Raw genomic sequence first — 19,721 nt, 5'->3', positions numbered from 1 at the left:
CGCATGCCGAAGACCTCAGTCGAGTACTGCACGGGGACCGACGACCACGCACGCCAGTGGGACCACCGGGCGGGGTGCGAGGTGCGCACCGTGCTGGACCGGGTCTCGGACAAGTGGTCGCTGCTCGCGCTGTCGTACCTGTCCGAGCGGTCGCACCGGTTCAGCGAGCTCCGCCGCAAGATCGACGGCGTGAGCCAGCGGATGATGACCGTGACGCTGCGCCAGCTGGAGCGCGACGGGCTCGTGCTGCGCACCGTCCACCCGACCGTGCCGCCGCGGGTGGACTACGAGCTGACGCCGCTGGGGGCGAACCTGCACCAGACGATCCAGGTGCTCAGCTCCTGGTCCGAGCAGCACGAGGCGGAGATCGCGGCGGCCAGGGCGGCCTACGACGCCAGGATCAGCGCGGTCTCGGCCTGAGCCCGTGCCCCGGATCTCGTTCACCTGATCGAGACCGGATTCCCGTGCAACCCGAATCGACCCCGTGCGTCTTTAGGGGTGTCACAAGCGGGATGACCGGGGCATTCGGGGTGAACCGGTCGCGGGGAGCCGCTTGGCGGCAACGGGGGGAGTAAGGGCGGAAACCGCAGTCGGGGGCGGTGACCGCAGCAGGGGATCACCTTGGGGGGCGGTTCCACAGTGGAAAGGCCGGGCTGCTCACGCGGCCCGGCCTTTCGCTTGTCTGCACGCGTTCGCGCACGTCAAAGGCCCCGCGCGGGCGAATCGCCGGTGCCGGGGCCGTGGACGTGTGCGGGGTCAGACGCTGATGCCCTTGGAGTTCAGCCAGGTCAGCGGGTTGATCTTCTTGCCCTCGGCGTTCCAGACCTCGAAGTGCAGGTGCGAGCCGGTGGAGAAGCCGCGGTTGCCCATCCGGGCGATCTGCTCGCCCGCCTGGACCCGCTGGCCCTCGCGGACCGAGAAGGTGTCCATGTGGCCGTACACGGTGACCGTGCCGTCGGCGTGCTCGATCTTGACCCACAGGCCGAAACCGCTTGCCGGACCGGCCTCGACCACGACACCATCGGCGGCGGCGTAGAGCGGCGTGCCGATGGGGCCGGCGATGTCGATGCCGTAGTGCATCTCGCCCCAGCGACCGCCGAAGCCGGAGGTGAAGTTGCCGTTGGCGGGGCGGGCGAACTTGGGTCGCGCAGCCTCGGCCGCCTCGGCCTCGCGGTCCTGGGTGATCTGCTGGCTCTTGACGAGCTTCTGCGCCTCGGCGGCCGGGTCGACCAGCTTGGCGACCGGCAGGACCTGCGGGGACGCCGGGCCGTTGCCGCCGACGCCGAACGCGGCGGCGCCGTCGGAGGGGCTGGCGAGAGGGGTGATCTCGTCAGCCGAGGACGGCGCGTCGGTGCCCAGTGCGTTGAGCGCCTGCCCTGCGCCGGCGGCGGCGAAAGCGCCTACGGCGACCGCGGCGACCACGATCCGTCCGCGCAGCGCCGAGGGCGGTGGCGGAAGCCGGTGCGTGCTCACCGTGCGGGTCGAAGCGCGGTCTACCGCCGCTTCGAGCACAGCAGAACTCGTATGGCCGCCGGGGGAGCGGTGTTGAGACAAAACCTGGCCTTCCGTCTTCGGGGAGTCCGGTCGGACACCGGGCGGGGGATCCCGGTTGAGCCGGTCGGGGTACCGACTCTTCGTCCTGCTTGTGACCAGACCGTGACAACGGACCGGGGGAAGATAACGGCGCGGAGCCCTTAAGGGCAATCCCTGGGGTCGAGGTCTACCGAATAGCGGTCAGTACGACTGCTAGGGGTACGAGCCGTGACGCTGTGTCATGAGCGAGCTACGAGGACCCCGCACGTACAGGCACGATGGGGTGATTCACATTCTCATCAGAACGTGTGATGGCACTCACCACTGCGTGAAGGGCACGGGTATCCACAGGTAGTGAGAGGTGACCTGAATCACGTATCTGATGTTCCTCGACTACCAACGCGGGGTGCTCCAACCGGGCGTTCCGCTGCGGGATGATCACCTGGTCCATCTCGCTCCACACCACCACGAACTTCGTCCGGCAGGTGCGGGACGGTTCGGCCAATTCGGACAACAGTTCCGAACCGGGCCGGAGTTGCCTGGTCAACGAGGTCGGCAGCAGGTAGGCCGCCAGCGTGCCGCCGTGCGGGGTGCCGAGGGTGACGAGCGTGCGCACCCGTGCGTCCCCGTGCAGGCGCTGCACGTAGTAGCGGGCGATCAGCCCGCCCAACGAGTGTCCGACGACGTGCACCCGGTCGGATCCGGTCTGCTCACAGATCCGCTCGATGTGCTCCCCGAGCAGCGCGGCCGACCGCCGGACGTCCCCCGTCAACGCGGTCAGCACGCTGTAGTTCACCGCGTGCACTACCCCGAAGCCCCGCCTTCGCAGCGCCCCCGACAGCACTGCGAAGGCAGAGCGGTTGTCCCCGATGCCATGCACCAACACGATCGGAGTGCCCGCTGCGTCCATGGCCGAAACCATCAGCCCGCGCTGACGGGGCGGGAGGCGGTCGGTCCGGTAGGCGCGGTAGTGCCCGTCGGCGTTCAGTTGCCCTTCCAGCACGCCCCAGGGGTAGAGCACGGTGTGTGCCGCCAGCCATGCGGCCTCGACGGCAACACCACGCACCCCACCAGGCGAAGCGACAGCCCGGAGCACCTCACCGGAAACGCCGAGAACCTCCACGGCCACCCCCAGCCCGGCACCCACACCAGCCCCGACCCGGCCCACCCAGCCCTCGACGAGCCGCCGCACCCCACCACCCATAGGGGTGAAGGTAAGTGATGCCCTCACCAAGTAGGAGTACCCAACGTTCGATCTCCACAACCTTCGGTGCCGCCCCGCACGCGCCTCCACCTGCCCGGCAGGCACGGCGCACCTGACCGGGTGCCGGCCGGCCCTCGTTCCCTGCTCTGTTTTGCTAGCGTCCAACCGGTGATTCGAACCGCTGAACCGGTCTCACCGACGCCCACGAGACTGCGGGTGGCGGTTGGGGTGGCTGTGCTGGGTTCCGTGCTCACCGCGGTGGCTCCGGCTGCCGGGGTGGTCGACGCGTCCGCGCCCCCCGCGTTCACGGCCTGGCCGTTGCTGGCGCTGCTCGCCCTCCTGCCCACGGCACTCGCCGCGGTCTTCCTCGTGCGCGGCCAGGAGCTGACCGCCGCGGCGGCTCTCGTGGCACCGGCCGTGTTCGCCGTCGGACGCCTGTTCACCGACCTCCAAGTCGCCGTCGAGCCCACCGACGCCTCACGTCCCGAGCTGTTCCGCCCGACCACCCTCGACGCGCCCACCCCCACCGCGGGCGTGTGGCTGCTCATCGCCGGGCACGTCCTCGTCATCGCCGCGGGCGCGTTGGCCACCCTCGGCCAGGAACCGGACGTCCGCAGCGAACGCGCGAGCTTCGTCCTCCCCGCCGCGGCGGGCATCGTCGCGGGCATCGGCCTGTTCACCGCGCCGTTCAGCTCGACCGACGCCCTGATCCCCGCCCGCGGCCCGTTCGAGTCGGCCACCCTCCCGATGGTCGGCGGCCTGGTCATCACGCTCGCCGCCCCGGCCCTCGCCGTCCTCGCGGCCAGCGCCACCACGAACGAAGCCCGCAAGGGCGGCCTCCTCGGTCTCGCCGCCGTCCTGCTCACCTTCGCGCTGCCACCGATCGTCATGGCCGTCGCCGTCGACCGCGTGGGTCTGGCCGTCGGCCCCTTCCTCGTCCTCGCCGCCGCCGTCGCTCTCGCCTGGCCGCAACGTGCGGCCAGGGCCGAGGCCGAGGAGCAGGACCTCGAACTCCCGGGCCTGCGCCGCCTGCACGTCATCGCGGGCACGCTCGGCCTGATCGCCGCCGCGGCAGCCGCCGTGGGCGCGTTGAACGACCAACTGGTCCTCCCCGCCGGCCTCCCGGCACCCACGGACTACGCCGCACGCCTGCTCTGGCCGGCTGCGGTCGTCACCGCCCTCCTCGCCGCCGCACTGCTCGCCAAGGCCGCCGTCCGTCCCGCCTTCACCGTCGGTCTCGCCGCCATCCCGCTGGCGGCCGGCGGCGCGCTCGACGCCGTCTTCGCCGCCACCCGGGTCGCCGCCATCCAGCCGGGCCCGGGCGTCTGGTTCACCGCCGGGTCCATCGCCGCCGCGGCAGCCGCCGCCGTGACCGCCGTCCTGGCCGGCGCGGTCGAGCGGGACGAGGTGGGCACGACCAAGGCCGAACCGCCGCTCCCGCTCGTCGCCGCCGTCCTGATCGCCGCACTGCTCGCGTTCGGCGCGTTCGGCCTCCCCGTCCTCCAGGCCCCGGACTACGTGCCGATCAGCCCGTTCGGTCTGCGTGTCGGTGCGTGGGGTCTCCTGGTGGCCTTGATCACGGTGGTGGCCGCCGCCGTGACCGCCCTCAAAGCCCGGCCGGACCGGGGCGCGGCGCTGCTGCTCGGAGCGGCCCTCGTCACGGGCGTCCGCGCGCTCGAATACCCGCTCACGGCCGCCCGTGCCGCCGAGGCCGCACCCGGTCCGGGGCTCTGGCTCGCCGCCGCCGCGACGGCCGCGCTCCTCGTCTCCGCGGCGCTGCGGACGGCACGCTGAAACGGCGTGCCGAACGGCGTGCTGAAACGGCGTGCTGAATCGGTGTGGTGATCGACCTCACCACCTCTATGACCGACTTCACGGGCGTGGGATGACGAGGAGTCCGGGCAGGTCGATAGTGTCTTGCGAAGCCGCGTCGAGCCGGTCCCCGCACGGCTATGCCGGCGTTCCAGGTGATGCCTGGTACGTGTGGGCACCAGGCCCCAGCCTGGAGCGCCGGACCTCAGAGGACCGCATGACATGACGCGGTGTCCGACACCGACGTCGCAGGAGACCCGAGTGGACCTGTACGAGTACCAGGCGAAGGACCTCTTCGCCGCCCATGACGTCCCGGTACTTCCGGGCGACGTGGCGAGCACCCCCGCCGAGGCCAAGGCCATCGCCGAGCGCTTCGGCCAGACCGTCGTGGTCAAGGCCCAGGTCAAGACGGGCGGCCGGGGCAAGGCCGGCGGCGTCAAGCTGGCCGAGACCCCGGACGAGGCCGAGGCCAAGGCCGAGGCGATCCTCGGTCTGGACATCAAGGGGCACATCGTTCACCGCGTGCTGGTGACGACCGCGTCCGACATCGCGGAGGAGTACTACTTCTCCTTCCTCCTCGACCGCGCCAACCGCACCTTCCTGGCCATGGCCAGCGTCGAGGGCGGCATGGACATCGAAGAGGTCGCCGCGACCAAGCCCGAGGCCCTGGCCAAGGTGCCCGTCGACGCGATCACCGGCGTGGACCGGGCGAAGGCCGACGAGATCGTGGCCGCCGCCAAGTTCCCGGCCGAGGTGGCCGACCAGGTCGCCGACGTCATCGTGAAGCTCTGGGAGACCTTCGTCTCCGAGGACGCCACGCTGGTCGAGGTCAACCCGCTGGTCCGCGACCCCGAGGGCAAGGTCGTCGCGCTCGACGGCAAGGTCACCCTCGACGAGAACGCCTCCTTCCGCCACCCCGCCCACGAGGCGCTGGTGGACAAGCAGGCCGAGGACCCGCTGGAGGCCAAGGCCAAGGCCAAGGGCCTCAACTACGTCAAGCTGGACGGCCAGGTCGGCATCATCGGCAACGGCGCCGGTCTCGTGATGTCCACCCTCGACGTGGTGGCGTACGCGGGCGAGAAGCACAAGGGCGTCAAGCCCGCGAACTTCCTCGACATCGGCGGCGGCGCGTCGGCCGAGGTCATGGCCAACGGCCTGGAGATCATCCTGCACGACCCGGACGTGCGTTCGGTGTTCGTGAACGTCTTCGGCGGCATCACCGCGTGCGACGCGGTCGCCAACGGCATCGTCGCCGCGCTGGGCATCCTGGGCGACGAGGCCACCAAGCCGCTCGTGGTCCGCCTCGACGGCAACAACGTGGAGGAAGGCCGGCGCATCCTCGCCGAGGCCGACCACCCGCTGGTCACCGTGGTGGACACTATGGACAACGCGGCCGACAAGGCCGCCGAGCTCGCGGCTGCGGGGGTCTGACGATGGCTATCTTCATCACCAAGGACAGCAAGGTCATCGTCCAGGGCATGACCGGCGCCGAGGGCACCAAGCACACCAAGCGGATGCTGGCCTCCGGCACGAACATCGTCGGCGGCGTGAACCCGCGCAAGGCCGGCGAGAAGGTCGACTTCGACGGCAACGTGCTCCCGGTGTTCGGCTCGGTGTCCGAGGCCATCGAGGCCACCGGCGCCGACGTCACCGTGATCTTCGTGCCGCCGGCGTTCGCCAAGGCCGCCGTGATCGAGGCGATCGACTCCGGTATCGGTCTGGCCGTCGTGATCACCGAGGGCATCCCGGTGCACGACACCGCCGCGTTCTGGGCGCACGCCGTCGCGACCGGCAACAAGACCCGGATCATCGGCCCGAACTGCCCGGGTCTGATCAGCCCCGGGCAGTCCAACGCGGGCATCATCCCGGCCAACATCTCCGGCTCGGGCAAGATCGGTCTGGTGTCGAAGTCCGGCACGCTGACCTACCAGATGATGTACGAGCTGCGTGACTTCGGCTTCTCCACCGCCATCGGCATCGGCGGCGACCCGATCATCGGCACCACCCACATCGACGCGCTGGCGGCCTTCGAGGCCGACCCGGAGACCGCGGCGATCGTGATGATCGGCGAGATCGGCGGCGACGCCGAGGAGCGGGCCGCGGCCTACATCAAGGAGAACGTCACCAAGCCGGTCGTCGGCTACGTGGCGGGCTTCACCGCGCCCGAGGGCAAGACGATGGGCCACGCGGGCGCGATCGTGTCCGGCTCGGCCGGCACCGCGCAGGCGAAGAAGGAGGCCCTGGAGGCCGCCGGCGTCAAGGTCGGCAAGACGCCGAGCGAGACCGCCGGGCTGATGCGGGAGATCATGCAGTCCATCGGCTGACATTGACCCGTTCGTGCAACACACTGAGGGCCACCTTCCACGGGGAGGTGGCCCTCGGCGTTTTCACGGATGAGTCGATGCGCACATCCGGGGGAACCACGGGAGTCCGGTCGTCGTCAGAGAGTGTGCATCGGCTAGCGTTCTGTTGACCCGAAATCAGTTCCGCAGGTGGAGGAGACCGCATCATGTCCCAGCCGTACGGCGCCCCTCAGCAGCAGCCGGGTCCGGCGCAGCCGGCGGTTGGCGTGAACCTGAACTTCATCCTCCCGCTGCTCGCCGCCGGTCTGGCGCTGATCGCGTACCTGCTCGCGTTCGCGGACGACGTGCAGTTCGAGGTCTACCTGTACGCGGCGGGCGCCCTCGCCGGTCTGTCCGTGCTGCCGAAGGCGCCCAAGGGCCTGCTGTACGCGGCGGTCCCGTTCGCGCTGATCCCGACGCTCGGGCTGATCCAGGGCCTGATCACCACCGAGGCCGACGTCCAGGGCATGCAGATCGTGCTGCTCATCGTGGCGTTCCTGGAGACGGCGGCCATCGTGCTCAGCCTGCTGCTGGACACCGGGATCGTGAAGATCGAGCCGAAGGCGGCGAACGTCTACGGCCAGCCCGGTGGCTGGAACCCGCAGTCCGGCGCGTTCCCGCAGCAGGGCCAGCCGCAGCCGCAGCAGTACGGCCCGCCGTCCGGCCAGTTCGGCCAGCAGCTCCCGCCGCAGCAGGCCCAGCAGGCGCAGCAGCCCAACCAGCCGCAGCCGACGTCCTACATGCCGCAGCCGGGCCAGTTCGGCCAGCCCGGTCAGCAGCCCGGCCAGGGCACGCCACCCGGTGGGTTCGGCGGCCCGCAGCAGGGCTGAGTCAAGCCGTGAGAGGGGTGGCACCGCAACGTCGGTGCCACCCCTCTTCGCGTACCCGGCGAGCCTCGCCCGAACAGCCCAGTGCTACTGAGACAGTAGGAGCATGTCGGTGCTGCAAACGACTTCGCACGGTGCCGTGACGGACTCCGTCCGCCCGCCCGAGTTCTCCCGCGCCGAACGGGTGCGGGTGCTCACCATGACCGCGGCCGGCTCGGTGGTCGTCGGCTACGCGGCCGTCGCCGCACTGCTCGCGCTGATCTCCTCGACGGCCGCGCACGCGTCGTTCTCCACCACCGGTGTGCTCACCGCCGCCGCGCCCGGCTGGCTGGTCGCGCACCACGTGCCGCTGCGCTTCGACGGCGGGCAACTCGGCCTGCTGCCGTTGCTGCCGACGGCGCTGGTGATGCTGCTGGTGTACCGGGCGGCGGCGAGCGCGGCGGACCGGTTGGGGCTGTTCGAGCCGTTGCAGGCGCGGTCGGTGGTGTTCAGCATCGCCGGTGCGCACGCCGTGGTCGGCGGCATGATCGCGTTCCTGATGGGTGACGACGGTCCGGTCCGAGCCACGCCCGCGGTGGCGTTCTTCGGCTGTGCGGCGGTGTCCGGGGTGGCGGCGGTCGCGGGTGTCGCGCAGCGCTGCGGCCTGGTGGAGGTCGTGTTCGAGCGCATCGACCCGGTCGCGCGGCGCGGGTTGCGGGCCGGTGCGCTGGCGTTGTTCGCGCTGGCCGCGGCGGGTGCGTTGGTGCTGGGGTCGGGGCTGGTGTTCTCCTGGTCCACCACCGCCGTGCTGTTCGACCAGAGCGGCGGCACCATCGGCACCGGCCTGGGCATCTGGCTGCTGTGCCTGGCGTACCTGCCGAACGCGGTGGTCGGCGCGCTGTCGTACGTGGTGGGCGCCGGGTTCTCGATCGGCTCGGTGGTGGTCGGGCCGCTGGAGTTCACCGGTGGCCCGGTGCCGGCCGTGCCGCTGCTGGCCGCGTTGCCCGAGGAGCAGTTGGGCTACCTGCCGCTGGTGCTGGTGCTGCCGGGGGTGGTGGGCGTGCTGGTCGGGTTGTCGTTGCGCGACGCCGCCGAGACGCCCCGGTCGCGGGTGCGCTCGGTGCTGGTCGCGGCGGTCACGGCGGGGGTCGGCACGTTGGTGCTGGCCGCGATCGCCGGTGGCGCGCTGGGTGGTGGGGTGTTCAACCCGGTGACGATTCCGGCCGGGCTGTTGGCCGTGCTCACGTTCGGGTGGATCACCGTGCCGGGCGCGATCGTGGCCTGGCTCGCCGGTCCCCGGCCGCCGCGCGTGGTCGAGACCGTCCCCGAGGACGTGGCCGAGGGTCTGGCTGACGACGACGAGTACGACGAAGAAGACGTGGAAGAGGACCTCGAAGAGCTGGAAGAGGAAGCCGAAGAAGAGGGCGAAGCCGAAGAAGAGGACGAAGAGGAGTACGACCACGACCTCGACGAGTACGACGATCTCGAAGAGGAATTGGTCGAAGACCCCGACGACGAGTCGGAACCGGAGTCCGAAGGCGGCCCCGACGAGGCCGACGAGGCCGACGAGGCCGACCCGGACCTGGCCGACAAGCCCCGGTAGGCAACGCCTAGGCTGCTCTTGAGCTGCTGTGACATGTCCCCAGCAAGGAGAGCACGCTGAGCGCCGCGACCACACTCCGGCTTCCCGTCCCCGCCAGGGTCGTCGTCCTCGTCTCCGGTTCCGGCACCCTGTTGCAGGCGCTGCTGGACGCGGCGGCCGACCCCGGATACCCGGTCGAGGTGGTCGCCGTCGGCGCGGACCGCGATGGCATCGAGGGCCTGAGCCGCGCCGAGCGCGCCGGCGTCCCCGGCTTCACGGTGAAGCTGCGCGACCACGCCGACCGCGACGCGTGGGACACCGCGCTGGCCGACGCCGTCGAGGCGCACAAACCCGACCTGGTGGTCTCCGCCGGGTTCATGAAAATCCTCGGACCCGCCTTCCTGGCCCGCTTCGGCGGCCGGATGGTCAACACCCACCCCGCGCTGCTGCCCGCCTTCCCCGGCGCGCACGGCGTCCGCGACGCCGTCGACTACGGCGTGAAGGTGACCGGCGCGACCGTGCACCTGGTGGACGGCGGTGTGGACACCGGGCCGATCCTGGCCCAGGAGGCGGTCGTCGTCGCCGATGACGACGATGTCGAAAGCCTGCACGAGCGCATCAAGGTGGTGGAGCGGCGGCTGCTGGTCGACGTGGTCGCCCGCCTGGCCCGCGAGGGCTGCACCGTGAACGGACGAAAGGTGAGCATGCCGTGACCACTCCTGCCGAGAGGCGACCGGTTCGTCGGGCCCTGATCGGGGTGTCCGACAAATCGGGGCTGCTGGAACTGGCCACCGGCCTGCACGCGGCCGGAGTCGAGATCGTCTCGACCGGCGGCACGGCGCGCACGCTGGCCGACGCGGGTGTGCCGGTCACCCCGGTCGAGCAGGTCACCGGGTTCCCGGAGGCGCTGGACGGCCGGGTGAAGACGCTGCACCCCGGCGTGCACGCGGGCCTGCTCGCCGACACCCGGCGCTCGTCGCACGTGGAGACGCTGCGTGAACTGGGTATCGAGCCGTTCGAGCTGCTCGTGGTGAACCTGTACCCGTTCACCCAGACGGTGGCTTCGGGCGCGTCGGCGGACGAGTGCGTGGAGCAGATCGACATCGGCGGGCCGGCCATGGTGCGGGCGTCGGCGAAGAACCACGCCAGCGTCGCCGTCGTGGTGGACCCGTCGCGGTACTCGTGGGTGTTGGAGCAGGTCACGGCCGGTGGGTTCACGCTGGCCGACCGGCAGCGGTTGGCCGTGGACGCGTTCCGGCACACCGCGTCCTACGACGTGGCCGTGGCGTCGTGGCTGGGCAGCGTGGTCGCGCCGGACGACGAGGGCTCCGGCTTCCCCGGCTGGGTCGGCGCGACGTGGGACCGCAAGCAGGTGCTGCGGTACGGCGAGAACCCGCACCAGCGGGCGGCGCTGTACACGCAGGGCGACGGGCGTTCCGGACTGGCGACGGCCACGCAGCTGCACGGCAAGGAGATGTCCTACAACAACTTCGTCGACTCGGACGCCGCGTGGCGTGCGGCGTGGGACCACGACCTGCCGTGCGTGGCGATCATCAAGCACGCCAACCCGTGCGGTATCGCGGTGTCCGGCGTGGACGGTCCGGGTGCGATCGCCCAGGCGCACCGCAACGCGCACGCGTGCGACCCGGTCAGCGCGTTCGGCGGCGTGATCGCGGCCAACCGCGAGGTCACCGTGGAGATGGCCGAGCAGGTCGCGGAGATCTTCACCGAGGTGATCATCGCCCCGTCGTACGCCGACGGTGCGGTGGACGTGCTGACGCGCAAGAAGAACATCCGCATCCTGGTCGCGGCGGAACCGGTGCGCGGCGGTGCGGAGATGCGCGCCGTGTCCGGTGGGCTGCTGCTGCAGACCGTGGACACCATCGAGGCCGACGGTGACAACCCGGCCAAGTGGACGCTCGCCTGCGGTACGCCGCTGGACGAGGAGGGTCTGGCCGACCTCACGTTCGCTTGGCGGGCGTGCCGGGCGGTGAAGTCGAACGCGATCCTGCTGGCGTCCGGCGGTGCGACCGTCGGCGCGGGCATGGGACAGGTCAACCGGGTCGACGCGGCCCGGCTCGCGGTCGCCCGTGCGGGTGACCGGGCGCGGGGGGCGGTGGCCGCGTCCGACGCGTTCTTCCCGTTCCCGGACGGGCTTGAGGTGCTGCTGGAGGCGGGTGTGCGTGCGGTCGTGCAGCCGGGTGGGTCGGTCCGTGACGCCGAGGTGATCGCGGCGGCGGAGGCGGCCGGTGTGACGGTGTACCTGACCGGTACCCGGCACTTCGCGCACTAGGTTTGGCGGTTTTACGGGTTTGCGGGGGGCTCTTCGCTTTGGGCGAGGAGCCCCCTCGCCGTTACTCGGAGACCTTGGCGGTCAGCTCTTCGGCCGCTTTGAGCGGGCTGCGGCGGGTCTACCTGCGGCGGCCCGTAACCGGGCTGTTGGGGTTCCCTGGTTCGGTTGTGGTTGCCGCGGGTTCTGAGGGGCGTTCACGGTTCCCCCGTGTTGCCGGTCGATGCGCGCGGAGCAGTCTGCCGGCCACCCGATCGGGGAGCGGCGATGGCATTGACACCGGGTGGCTCCTTCGGGATAAGATCATGCTGTCGTTCGAACACACGTTCGACACACAGGTCGCCGACTTCCCACGGCGATCCGCGCACAGGGGTGCGCGCGGATCAGTGGGGGAGGGCGGGTGCCAAGGTCGGCAACGGCGACGCTGACCGCGCTCGGGGTAGGCGCGGCGGGCGAGCTGACCACAGCACTGGCCCGGACTCTGCCGGTTCGCGGGGAACTGGCAGAGCTCCTCCCGTGGGGCGGCCTGCGGCGGGGCAGCACGGTGTCGGTGCGCGGGTCGACATCGTTGCTGCTCGCGCTGATGGCCGCGGCGACGGCGGAAGGGTGCTGGGCGGCCGTGGTGGGCCTGCCGCGGTGTGGGGCACTCGCGGCGGCCGAACTGGGGGTGGCCGTCCATCGGCTCGCTCTGGTTCCTCGTCCTGGGAGGGACCAGAGCGAGGTCGAGAAGACCGTGGCGGCCCTCCTGGACGGCTTCGACCTGGTAGCGGTGGCCACGCCGGTGTCCGCGGCAACTTCCCGCAAACTCATCGCCAGGGCACGTCACCGCAAAGCGGTCCTGTTGCCGTTCGCCGTCCCGTGGCCAGGCGCCGACGTGGAACTGACGGCGGCTTTGGGACCGTGGACCGGCCTGAAAACAGGCCACGGCGTCCTGTCCACCAGAACCGTCACAGTCCAAGCGACGGGTCGAGGCGCAGCCGCAAGACCAAGGCAAACCGACCTGGCCCTCCCCGGGACCACCGACGCACCACCCCCTCGCCCCACGCTGATCCCCCTGCCTGCTCCCACTCCGCCGCTTCCGGCCACAGCCGAGGCGGTGTGACCGGTGCTGCCCGTCTCACGAACGCCCATCGAGCCTTCCGGATCTGTCGAAGAGGTGAATCCCCTGTACACGCTTGCGGTCTGGTGTCCTGACTGGCCGGTGGTGGCGGCTTCCGCCGAGGCGTCGCTGTTGCCACACGTGCCTGCTGCGGTCGTCAAATCGGGTGAAGTTGTTGCCTGTTCGGCGATTGCGCGGGCGGAGGGGGTTCGGCGGGGGATGCGTCGGCGGGCGGCCCAGGGGCAGTGTCCTGAGTTGGTCGTCTTCGAGTACGACGAGGTGCGGGACGCCCGTCTCTTCGAGCCGGTCGCGGCGGCGGTGGAGGAACTCGCACCGGGGATCGAGGTGGTCCGGCCTGGGCTGGTGGTCGTCGCGGCTCAGGGACCGGTCGGGTATTACCGGTCCGCTGAGCAGGCCGCCGAACGGCTGGTCGACCACGTCGCGGTTCGCGCCGGGGTCGAAGCGCAGATCGGGTTCGCCGACGGGCTGTTCGCGGCGACCCTGGCCGCCCATCGTGGGCTGATCGTGCCGTCCGGCGAGACCCGGGAATTCCTCGCACCGCTGGGCGTCCACGAACTCGACCAACCCGCCGAACGCCGTGCGGATCGGACTGAGCTGGTCGACCTGCTGCGCCGTCTCGGTCTGCGCACCCTCGGCGCGTTCGCCGCCATCCCCGAACGGGACGTCGCCACCCGGTTCGGCCGTGCGGCCGTGCAGGCCCACCGGCTGGCCGGTGGGCTGGAGGAACGGGCCCGCTCGCGACGCCGGCCGCCACCCGAGCTGTCGGTCACCCAGCACCTCGACCCGCCGATCGACCGGGTCGACGCGGCGGCCTTCGCGGCCAAGGGCCTCGCCGAACGCCTGCACACCGGCCTCGCCGACCGTGGTCTGGCCTGCACTCGCCTGGGCATCCGGGCCACCACCGAGAACGGCGAGGAGCTGCACCGGGTGTGGCGCTGCGCCGACCCGCTCACCCCGCAGGGCATCGCGGACCGGGTCCGCTGGCAGCTCGACGGCTGGCTCACCCGAGCCCGGCTCACCGCCGGCATCCACCTGCTCCAACTCGATCCCGAAGAGGTGGTCGACGCCACCGCCCTGCAACTGGGCCTGTGGCCGGGCGCGGGACAGGACCAAGGCGAGGCGGCCGAACGGGCGGCGCGCGCGATGGTGCACGTCCAAGGCCTGCTCGGGCCGGACGCCGTGCTCACACCGGTGCTCGGCGGCGGGCGTGGGCCGGTCGAACGGGTGCGGCTGGTGCCGTGGGGCGACGAGCGCACCCCGGCGGCGGACCCGGACCAGCCGTGGCCGGGGCAGCTGCCGGCGCCGTCACCGGCGACGGTGTTCGCCGAACCGGAGCCGGTCGCGCTGCTGGACGAGTCGGGCGCGGACGTCGTGGTCACCGGCTACGCCGAGCTGGTCGTCCAGCCGCACCGGATCGTGCACGCCGGTCGGGCCCGGCAGGTCGTGGCGTGGTCGGGGCCGTGGCCGGTGGACGAGCGCTGGTGGGACGAGGAGACCGCGATGCGCGGCGCGCGGCTGCAAGTGCTGGGTACCGCGCCGGACGGTGAGGAACTGGCGTTCCTGCTGATCCGCGCGGGTGGGAAGTGGGCGGTGGAAGGGGTGTACGACTGATGAGCGGTGACTTTTCCGAGCCGGATCGCCGTGGTCTGGCCGATTGGCTGGACGACTGCGATGTTCCGGACCAGCACGGCGTTCCGGATCAGCGCGATGGATCAGATCAGCGCAGTGGATCGGACCAGCGCAGTGGACCGGCCTACGTGGTGAGCTTCGGCTGGCTCCCGTCGCGGCTGCCCCCGGCCCCGTTGATCTCAGTGCCGTTGATCCCGGCGCCTCGGCGAGCCGGCGACGACTTGCCCTGGGATGACCAGCTCTGGGACGACCTGCGCTGATGGGTTGGAACAACCCGCCGGTCCGCTGGTCGGAGCTGGAGCGCGCGCTGTCGGGGCGCGCGTCGTCGAGGGAAGCACCGGTCCCCGACGGCGGTGACAGTCCCGCGTGGACGCGTCAGCGGGACAGCTACGAGGCGCCGCCCGACTTCGCGGTCAAGGTGGACGAACTCGGCGCGACCCGCGCCCGCGTGCCGTACGTCGAGCTGCACTGCCACTCCAACTTCAGCTTCCTCGACGGCGCGAGCCACCCGGAGGAACTGGTGGAGGCGGCGCAGCAGCTCGGGCTGGACGGGGTGGCGTTGACCGACCACGACGGCATGTACGGCGTGGTGCGGTTCGCCGAGGCGGCCAAGGAGCTGGGCGTGCGCACGGTGTTCGGCACCGAGCTGAGCCTCGGGCTGGGCGCACCGCAGAACGGCGTGCCCGATCCCGAGGGCGAGCACCTGCTCCTGCTCGCCACCGGCAGCGACGGCTACCACGCGCTGTGCCGCACGATCACCACCGGCCAACTCGCCGAGGGCAGCGAGAAAGGCCGGCCGGTCTACCGGCTGGACGAGGTCGTCGCGGACACCCGTGACGATTGCGTCGTGCTCACCGGCTGCCGTAAGGGGTCGGTGCGCCGGGCGTTGGCGCGGGAAGGGCCCGAGGCTGCGTTCGCGCAGCTGCGCCGGCTGGTCGACCTGTACGGCGCGGACCGGGTGTTCGTGGAGCTCACCGACCACGGCTATCCCGAGGACGGCCCGCGCAACGACCTGCTGTGGGCGATGGCCCACGACCTGGGGTTGCCGACCGTGGCGACGAACGCCGTGCACTACGCCGTGCCCGCGCGCGGCCGGTTGGCGGCGGCGATGGCGGCCGTGCGGGCACGGCGCAGCCTGGACGAGATGACCGGCTGGCTGCCGCCCGGCCGCACCGCGTGCCTGCGGTCGGGGGAGGAGATGGCCCGCCGGTTCGCCCGGTTCCCCGGCGCGGTGCACCGAGCGGCCGTGCTCGGCATGCAGTGCCAGTTCGACCTGAAGCTCATCGCGCCGCAACTGCCGCCGTTCGACGTGCCGCCGGGGGAGGACGAGAACAGCCACCTCCGCAAGCTGACCTATGACGGCGCGGCCCGCCGCTACCGCTCGATCGGCGAGAACCCGAGGGCGTACCAGCAGATCGAGCACGAGCTGAAGATCATCGAGAAGCTGAACTTCCCCGGCTACTTCCTCGTCGTGCACGACATCGTGGACTTCTGCCGCCGCAACAACATCCTCTGTCAGGGCCGCGGCTCGGCCGCGAACTCCGCGGTCTGCTACGCCCTCGGCATCACCAACGTCGATGCGGTCCGCTTCGACCTCCTCTTCGAGCGCTTCCTGGCCCCGGCCCGCGACGGCCCTCCCGACATCGACCTCGACATCGAGTCCGACCGCCGCGAGGAGGCCATCCAGTACGTCTACCGCAAGTACGGACGACGGCACGCCGCACAGGTCGCGAACGTCATCAGCTACCGCGGCCGGTCGGCGATCCGGGACGTGGCGCGGGCGCTGGGCTACTCGGTCGGCCAGCAGGACGCGTGGAGCAAGCAGATCGACCGCTGGGGCCCACTGCGGTCCACGGTGGACGAAGGCGGTATACCGCGCCCGGTGCTGGAGTTGGCCGCCGAGTTGGAGAACTTCCCGCGCCACCTGGGCATCCACTCCGGTGGCATGGTCATCTGCGACCGACCGGTCAGCGAGGTGTGCCCGGTCGAGAAGGGTCGGATGGCCGACCGCACGGTGTTGCAGTGGGACAAGGACGATTGCGCCTCCATTGGGTTGGTGAAGTTCGACCTGCTCGGTCTGGGCATGCTCTCGGCACTGCACTACGCCATCGACCTGGTGCGCGAGCACGAGGGCGTCGAGGTCGACATCGGCAATCTCGACCTGGGGGACGACAAGGTCTACGAGATGTTGCAGCGTGCCGACTCGGTCGGCGTCTTCCAGGTGGAGAGCCGGGCCCAGATGGCCACCCTGCCCCGACTCAAGCCCAGGACGTTCTACGACCTGGTGGTCGAGGTCGCCCTGATCCGCCCCGGCCCGATCCAGGGCGGCTCGGTGCACCCCTACATCCGCCGCCGCAACGGCGAGGAGGAGTGGGACTACGACCACCCCTTGCTGGCGGGCGCGCTCAAGAAGACCCTCGGCGTGCCGCTGTTCCAGGAACAGCTCATGCAGATCGCCGTCGACGTGGCCGACTTCAGCCCCGCCGAGGCCGACGAACTGCGGCGCGCCATGGGCGCCAAACGTTCAACGCACCGCATGGAACGCCTCCGCGAGCGCTTCTACGAAGGCGCCAAAGCCAACGGCATCGGTCAGGAGCTGGCCGAGCAGATCTACGCGAAGCTGTTGGCGTTCGCCAACTTCGGCTTCCCGGAAAGCCACGCGCTCAGCTTCGCGCACCTCGTGTTCGTCAGCTCCTGGTTCAAGCTCTACCACCCGGCCGCGTTCTGCGCGGCGCTGCTGCGTGCTCAGCCCATGGGCTTCTACTCCCCTCAGTCGTTGGTCGCGGACGCCCGCCGGCATGGCGTGCGCGTGCTCGGTCCTGACGTGAACGCCGGTCTTGCGCATGCCACCCTCGAACTGGTCGACGGTGAGCAGGTCGATGGTGAGCAGGCGGTGCGTATCGGGTTGGGCGGTATCCGGACCATCGGTCAGAAGGTCGCGGAAGGTGTTGTCGCGCAACGGGAGTCGGGTGGCCCGTTCCGGGACATGGCGGATTTCGGTGCCAGGGTTCGCCTGACCACCGCGCAGGTCGAGGCCTTGGCCACGGCGGGAGCGTTCGGTTGCTTCGGCCTCGACCGGCGTTCCGCGCTGTGGTCGGCGGGAGCCGTGGCGAAGATCCGCCCCGACCGCCTGCCCGGCACCGTGGTCGGCACCGAGGCCCCTGCTCTGCCCGGTATGGACGAGGTCGAACTCGCCGTCGCCGATGTCTGGGCGATGGGGTTGTCCCCGGACAGCTTTCCGACCGAGTTCGTGCGTGACCGCCTCACTGGGCTTGGTGCCCTGGCGGCTGCCGACCTGGCCGAGGTGCCCAACGGCACCAGGGTCCTGATCGGCGGTGCCGTCACCCACCGCCAACGGCCTGGGACTGCGGGTGGTGTCACGTTCCTCAACATTGAGGACGAGACGGGCATGGTCAACGTCGTGTGCACGACCGGCGTGTGGGTCCGCTACCGCCGGGTTGCCCGGAGGAGTCCCGCGCTGCTCGTCCGGGGTGTGGTCGAGTCGGCGGAAGGTGTGATCAGCATTCGTGCGGAGCGGCTGCAACACCTGGACCTGCGGATAACTTCGCGCTCTCGGGATTTCCGGTGAGCTGCGGGTTGGGTTTAGTGGGGGCCGGGGTTGGGTCCGGCTCGATTTGACATGGGGCCCTTACGACCAGCCTAAGGCACCCGAACCCATGTCAAATCGAGCCTCGTCGGCCACCTGCGGGTCCGTTGTGGGCGCGGGGGATTGACTGGCCTCGTCGGGCTGGCGGCGGTTTGGTGTGAGGCGCGGGGGATTTGGTGCACGCGTCGGCTGGTGGTGGGTTCGTCGTGGGGTGGTGGGCGGGCTTGTTGTGGTTGGGCGGGGTTGGCGGGGGAGTTATGGACCCTCGGCTTTTGTGTAGGTGGTGAATACGACGCCGGTGTCGAAGGTTCTGGTTGATGCCTTGGCGAAGCGGGCTGTTGGGAAGTCGCCAGCGAATAGGGGGATGCCTTTGCCCAACACGATCGGGTGGACTTTGAGTATTAGCTCGTCGATCTCGGGGAGCAGGGTGGCTGCCAGTCTGCCGCCGCCGCACAGCCAGATGCCTAGGCCTGGTTCGGCCTTCAGTTCGCGGACCTTGGTTAGGGGGTCGGTGACTATCTCCACGTCGGGTGGCGTGGTGCTCAGCCTGGTGGATACCACGTATTGGCGTAGGTGTGGATAGGGGCTCGGCAGGCCGCCTGGGACTTGGTAGGTCGCGCGGCCCATGAGGATCGTGTCGAAGTTCTTGTTCGGTGCGTCGATGCCCATGGCCTCGCGGGCCTGGGCGGGCAGGGTGTCGGGGTACTCCTCGAAGATGGCTGTCATGTGGTCGCCTTCGAAGAGGAAATCGGCGAAGCCGCCCTTTGGGTCTGCGATGAAGCCGTCCAGCGAGGTGGCGATGAAGTAGGTCAGGTTTCGCATTGGGGTTCTCCTTTTTGGGGTGACCACTCTGACTGTAGTACTATGGTTGGAGTGGTTGTCAAGGAGGATCATGAGGAGTAACCCGACCAGGCGAATGGCGCTGGTCAACGCGGCGATTGAAGTGCTGGCCAGGGATGGGGCCCGTGGGCTGACGTTTCGGGCGGTGGATCAGGAGGCGGGGGTGCCGAACGGCACTGCGTCCAACTACTTCGCCAGCCGGGACGAGTTGTTGCGGCAGGTTGGCGAGCACATCCACGTTCGGCTTGCGCCGAGTGCGCAGCGGTTGGCGAAGACGATGGCTGCGGCGCCGGACAAGACGCTTGTGGAGCGGCTGCTGCGCGAGTTGCTGGAACGGCTCCAGGTTGACCGGACGGGTTACCTGGCGCTGTTGGAGCTCCGGCTGGAGGCCACTCGACGGCCGGAGTTGCAGGCCGCGCTGACCAAGACGATCAGCGAGAACCTGGAGGAGAGCGTTCGCTTCCACCTGGACGCGGGGCTACCCGGCGACCGGACCACGGTGGTGTCGCTCTACCTGGCGATGAGCGGATTGATCGTCGAGCACCTGACCCTGCCGGACGTGCTGCCCGAGGAGGAGATGTCGAAGCTGATTACGGCGTTGGTCGACCGCGCGTAGGGGCGCACCCATCCCAGGCGCGCCCCTACCTTGGGCATGACGACATCAGCGGTCGAGTGGGCCGCCGATGATGGTCATCGCTACCACGATCACGGCGAATCCCAGCCCGGAGTACAACAGCGCGTCCACGCTGCGACCCCGGATCGCGATCAGCCCTGCCTGCTCGTCGGTCACCAGCACCCGCAGCAGCGCGGCGATCAGCAGTGCGACGCCGATCAGCACCGCGCCCTGCCGCCAGTGGTACTGCACGATTCGCAGGAGGCCGAGCCCGACCACACCTAGCACCAGCGCGAACGGCAGGTGTCGACCTGCCGCTGACCTCCAGCGCTGTTCCGGCAAC

General features: G+C 70.5%; 16 protein-coding genes. 12 read left to right on the top strand and 4 right to left on the bottom strand.

What is annotated here, in order from left to right; translation table 11 throughout:
* Positions 1-3: 3 nt before the first annotated feature.
* Positions 4-420 (top strand): winged helix-turn-helix transcriptional regulator, encoded by a 417-nt coding sequence (locus ALI22I_RS36270; RefSeq protein ID WP_077010185.1) that lies wholly within the window; start codon positions 4-6, stop codon positions 418-420.
* Between the two features lie 336 nt (positions 421-756).
* On the opposite strand, the gene ALI22I_RS36265 is transcribed toward ALI22I_RS36270, so the two are convergent.
* The gene (locus ALI22I_RS36265; protein ID WP_238598738.1) at positions 757-1,512 is read right to left on the bottom strand and encodes a M23 family metallopeptidase; all 756 of its coding nucleotides are present in this window, start codon (positions 1,510-1,512) and stop codon (positions 757-759) included.
* 271 nt (positions 1,513-1,783) lie between these two features.
* The gene (locus ALI22I_RS36260; protein WP_077010026.1) at positions 1,784-2,737 is read right to left on the bottom strand and encodes an esterase/lipase family protein; all 954 of its coding nucleotides are present in this window, start codon (positions 2,735-2,737) and stop codon (positions 1,784-1,786) included.
* Positions 2,738-2,965: 228 nt separating this feature from the next.
* On the opposite strand from ALI22I_RS36260, the gene ALI22I_RS36255 reads away from it, so the two are divergent.
* The 10 genes from ALI22I_RS36255 (at position 2,966) to ALI22I_RS36210 (ending at position 17,907) form a co-directional block, all read left to right on the top strand.
* The gene (locus ALI22I_RS36255) at positions 2,966-4,531 is read left to right on the top strand and encodes a hypothetical protein (RefSeq protein ID WP_143532620.1); all 1,566 of its coding nucleotides are present in this window, start codon (positions 2,966-2,968) and stop codon (positions 4,529-4,531) included.
* 279 nt (positions 4,532-4,810) lie between these two features.
* Complete coding sequence (gene sucC, locus ALI22I_RS36250; protein WP_077010024.1) at positions 4,811-5,980, top strand: ADP-forming succinate--CoA ligase subunit beta; 1,170 nt, start codon at positions 4,811-4,813, stop codon at positions 5,978-5,980.
* A 2-nt stretch (positions 5,981-5,982) separates the two neighbouring features.
* Positions 5,983-6,873 (top strand): succinate--CoA ligase subunit alpha, encoded by an 891-nt coding sequence (gene sucD / locus ALI22I_RS36245; protein WP_077010023.1) that lies wholly within the window; start codon positions 5,983-5,985, stop codon positions 6,871-6,873.
* A 185-nt stretch (positions 6,874-7,058) separates the two neighbouring features.
* Positions 7,059-7,721, top strand: a complete 663-nt coding sequence (locus ALI22I_RS36240; protein ID WP_077010022.1) for a DUF5336 domain-containing protein — start codon at positions 7,059-7,061, stop codon at positions 7,719-7,721.
* Positions 7,722-7,824: 103 nt separating this feature from the next.
* A complete protein-coding gene (locus ALI22I_RS36235; protein WP_077010021.1) occupies positions 7,825-9,300 on the top strand; it encodes a cell division protein PerM in 1,476 nt (491 codons plus the stop codon).
* A 56-nt stretch (positions 9,301-9,356) separates the two neighbouring features.
* Positions 9,357-9,992 (top strand): phosphoribosylglycinamide formyltransferase, encoded by a 636-nt coding sequence (purN, locus tag ALI22I_RS36230; RefSeq protein WP_077010020.1) that lies wholly within the window; start codon positions 9,357-9,359, stop codon positions 9,990-9,992.
* Positions 9,989-11,572 carry a bifunctional phosphoribosylaminoimidazolecarboxamide formyltransferase/IMP cyclohydrolase gene (gene purH, locus ALI22I_RS36225; RefSeq protein WP_077010019.1) on the top strand — a complete coding sequence of 528 codons (1,584 nt, stop codon included), beginning with the start codon at positions 9,989-9,991 and terminating at the stop codon, positions 11,570-11,572. The genes purN and purH overlap by 4 nt, the downstream gene beginning before the upstream one ends.
* A gap of 397 nt (positions 11,573-11,969) precedes the next feature.
* On the top strand, positions 11,970-12,671 hold the full coding sequence (locus ALI22I_RS36220) for a hypothetical protein (protein ID WP_143532619.1): 702 nt from the start codon (positions 11,970-11,972) through the stop codon (positions 12,669-12,671).
* Positions 12,672-12,725: 54 nt separating this feature from the next.
* Complete coding sequence (locus tag ALI22I_RS36215) at positions 12,726-14,300, top strand: DNA polymerase Y family protein (protein WP_083752250.1); 1,575 nt, start codon at positions 12,726-12,728, stop codon at positions 14,298-14,300.
* A 277-nt stretch (positions 14,301-14,577) separates the two neighbouring features.
* Positions 14,578-17,907, top strand: coding sequence for an error-prone DNA polymerase (locus ALI22I_RS36210; protein WP_077010017.1), 3,330 nt, complete (start codon positions 14,578-14,580; stop codon positions 17,905-17,907).
* 273 nt (positions 17,908-18,180) lie between these two features.
* On the opposite strand, the gene ALI22I_RS36205 is transcribed toward ALI22I_RS36210, so the two are convergent.
* Entirely contained in the window at positions 18,181-18,747 is a 567-nt protein-coding gene (locus ALI22I_RS36205; protein ID WP_077010016.1) for a dihydrofolate reductase family protein, read from the bottom strand.
* A 70-nt stretch (positions 18,748-18,817) separates the two neighbouring features.
* Here ALI22I_RS36205 and ALI22I_RS36200 point away from each other — a divergent pair, with 70 nt between their 5' ends.
* Positions 18,818-19,381, top strand: a complete 564-nt coding sequence (locus ALI22I_RS36200; protein WP_077010015.1) for a TetR/AcrR family transcriptional regulator — start codon at positions 18,818-18,820, stop codon at positions 19,379-19,381.
* A gap of 45 nt (positions 19,382-19,426) precedes the next feature.
* On the opposite strand, the gene ALI22I_RS36195 is transcribed toward ALI22I_RS36200, so the two are convergent.
* On the bottom strand, positions 19,427-19,720 hold the full coding sequence (locus ALI22I_RS36195) for a DUF3017 domain-containing protein (RefSeq protein WP_077010183.1): 294 nt from the start codon (positions 19,718-19,720) through the stop codon (positions 19,427-19,429).
* Position 19,721 lies beyond the last annotated feature (1 nt).

It is taken from the genome of Saccharothrix sp. ALI-22-I, assembly GCF_001984175.1.
Lineage (GTDB): Bacteria > Actinomycetota > Actinomycetes > Mycobacteriales > Pseudonocardiaceae > Actinosynnema.
This window is presented reverse-complemented; position numbering and strand designations above follow the sequence as displayed.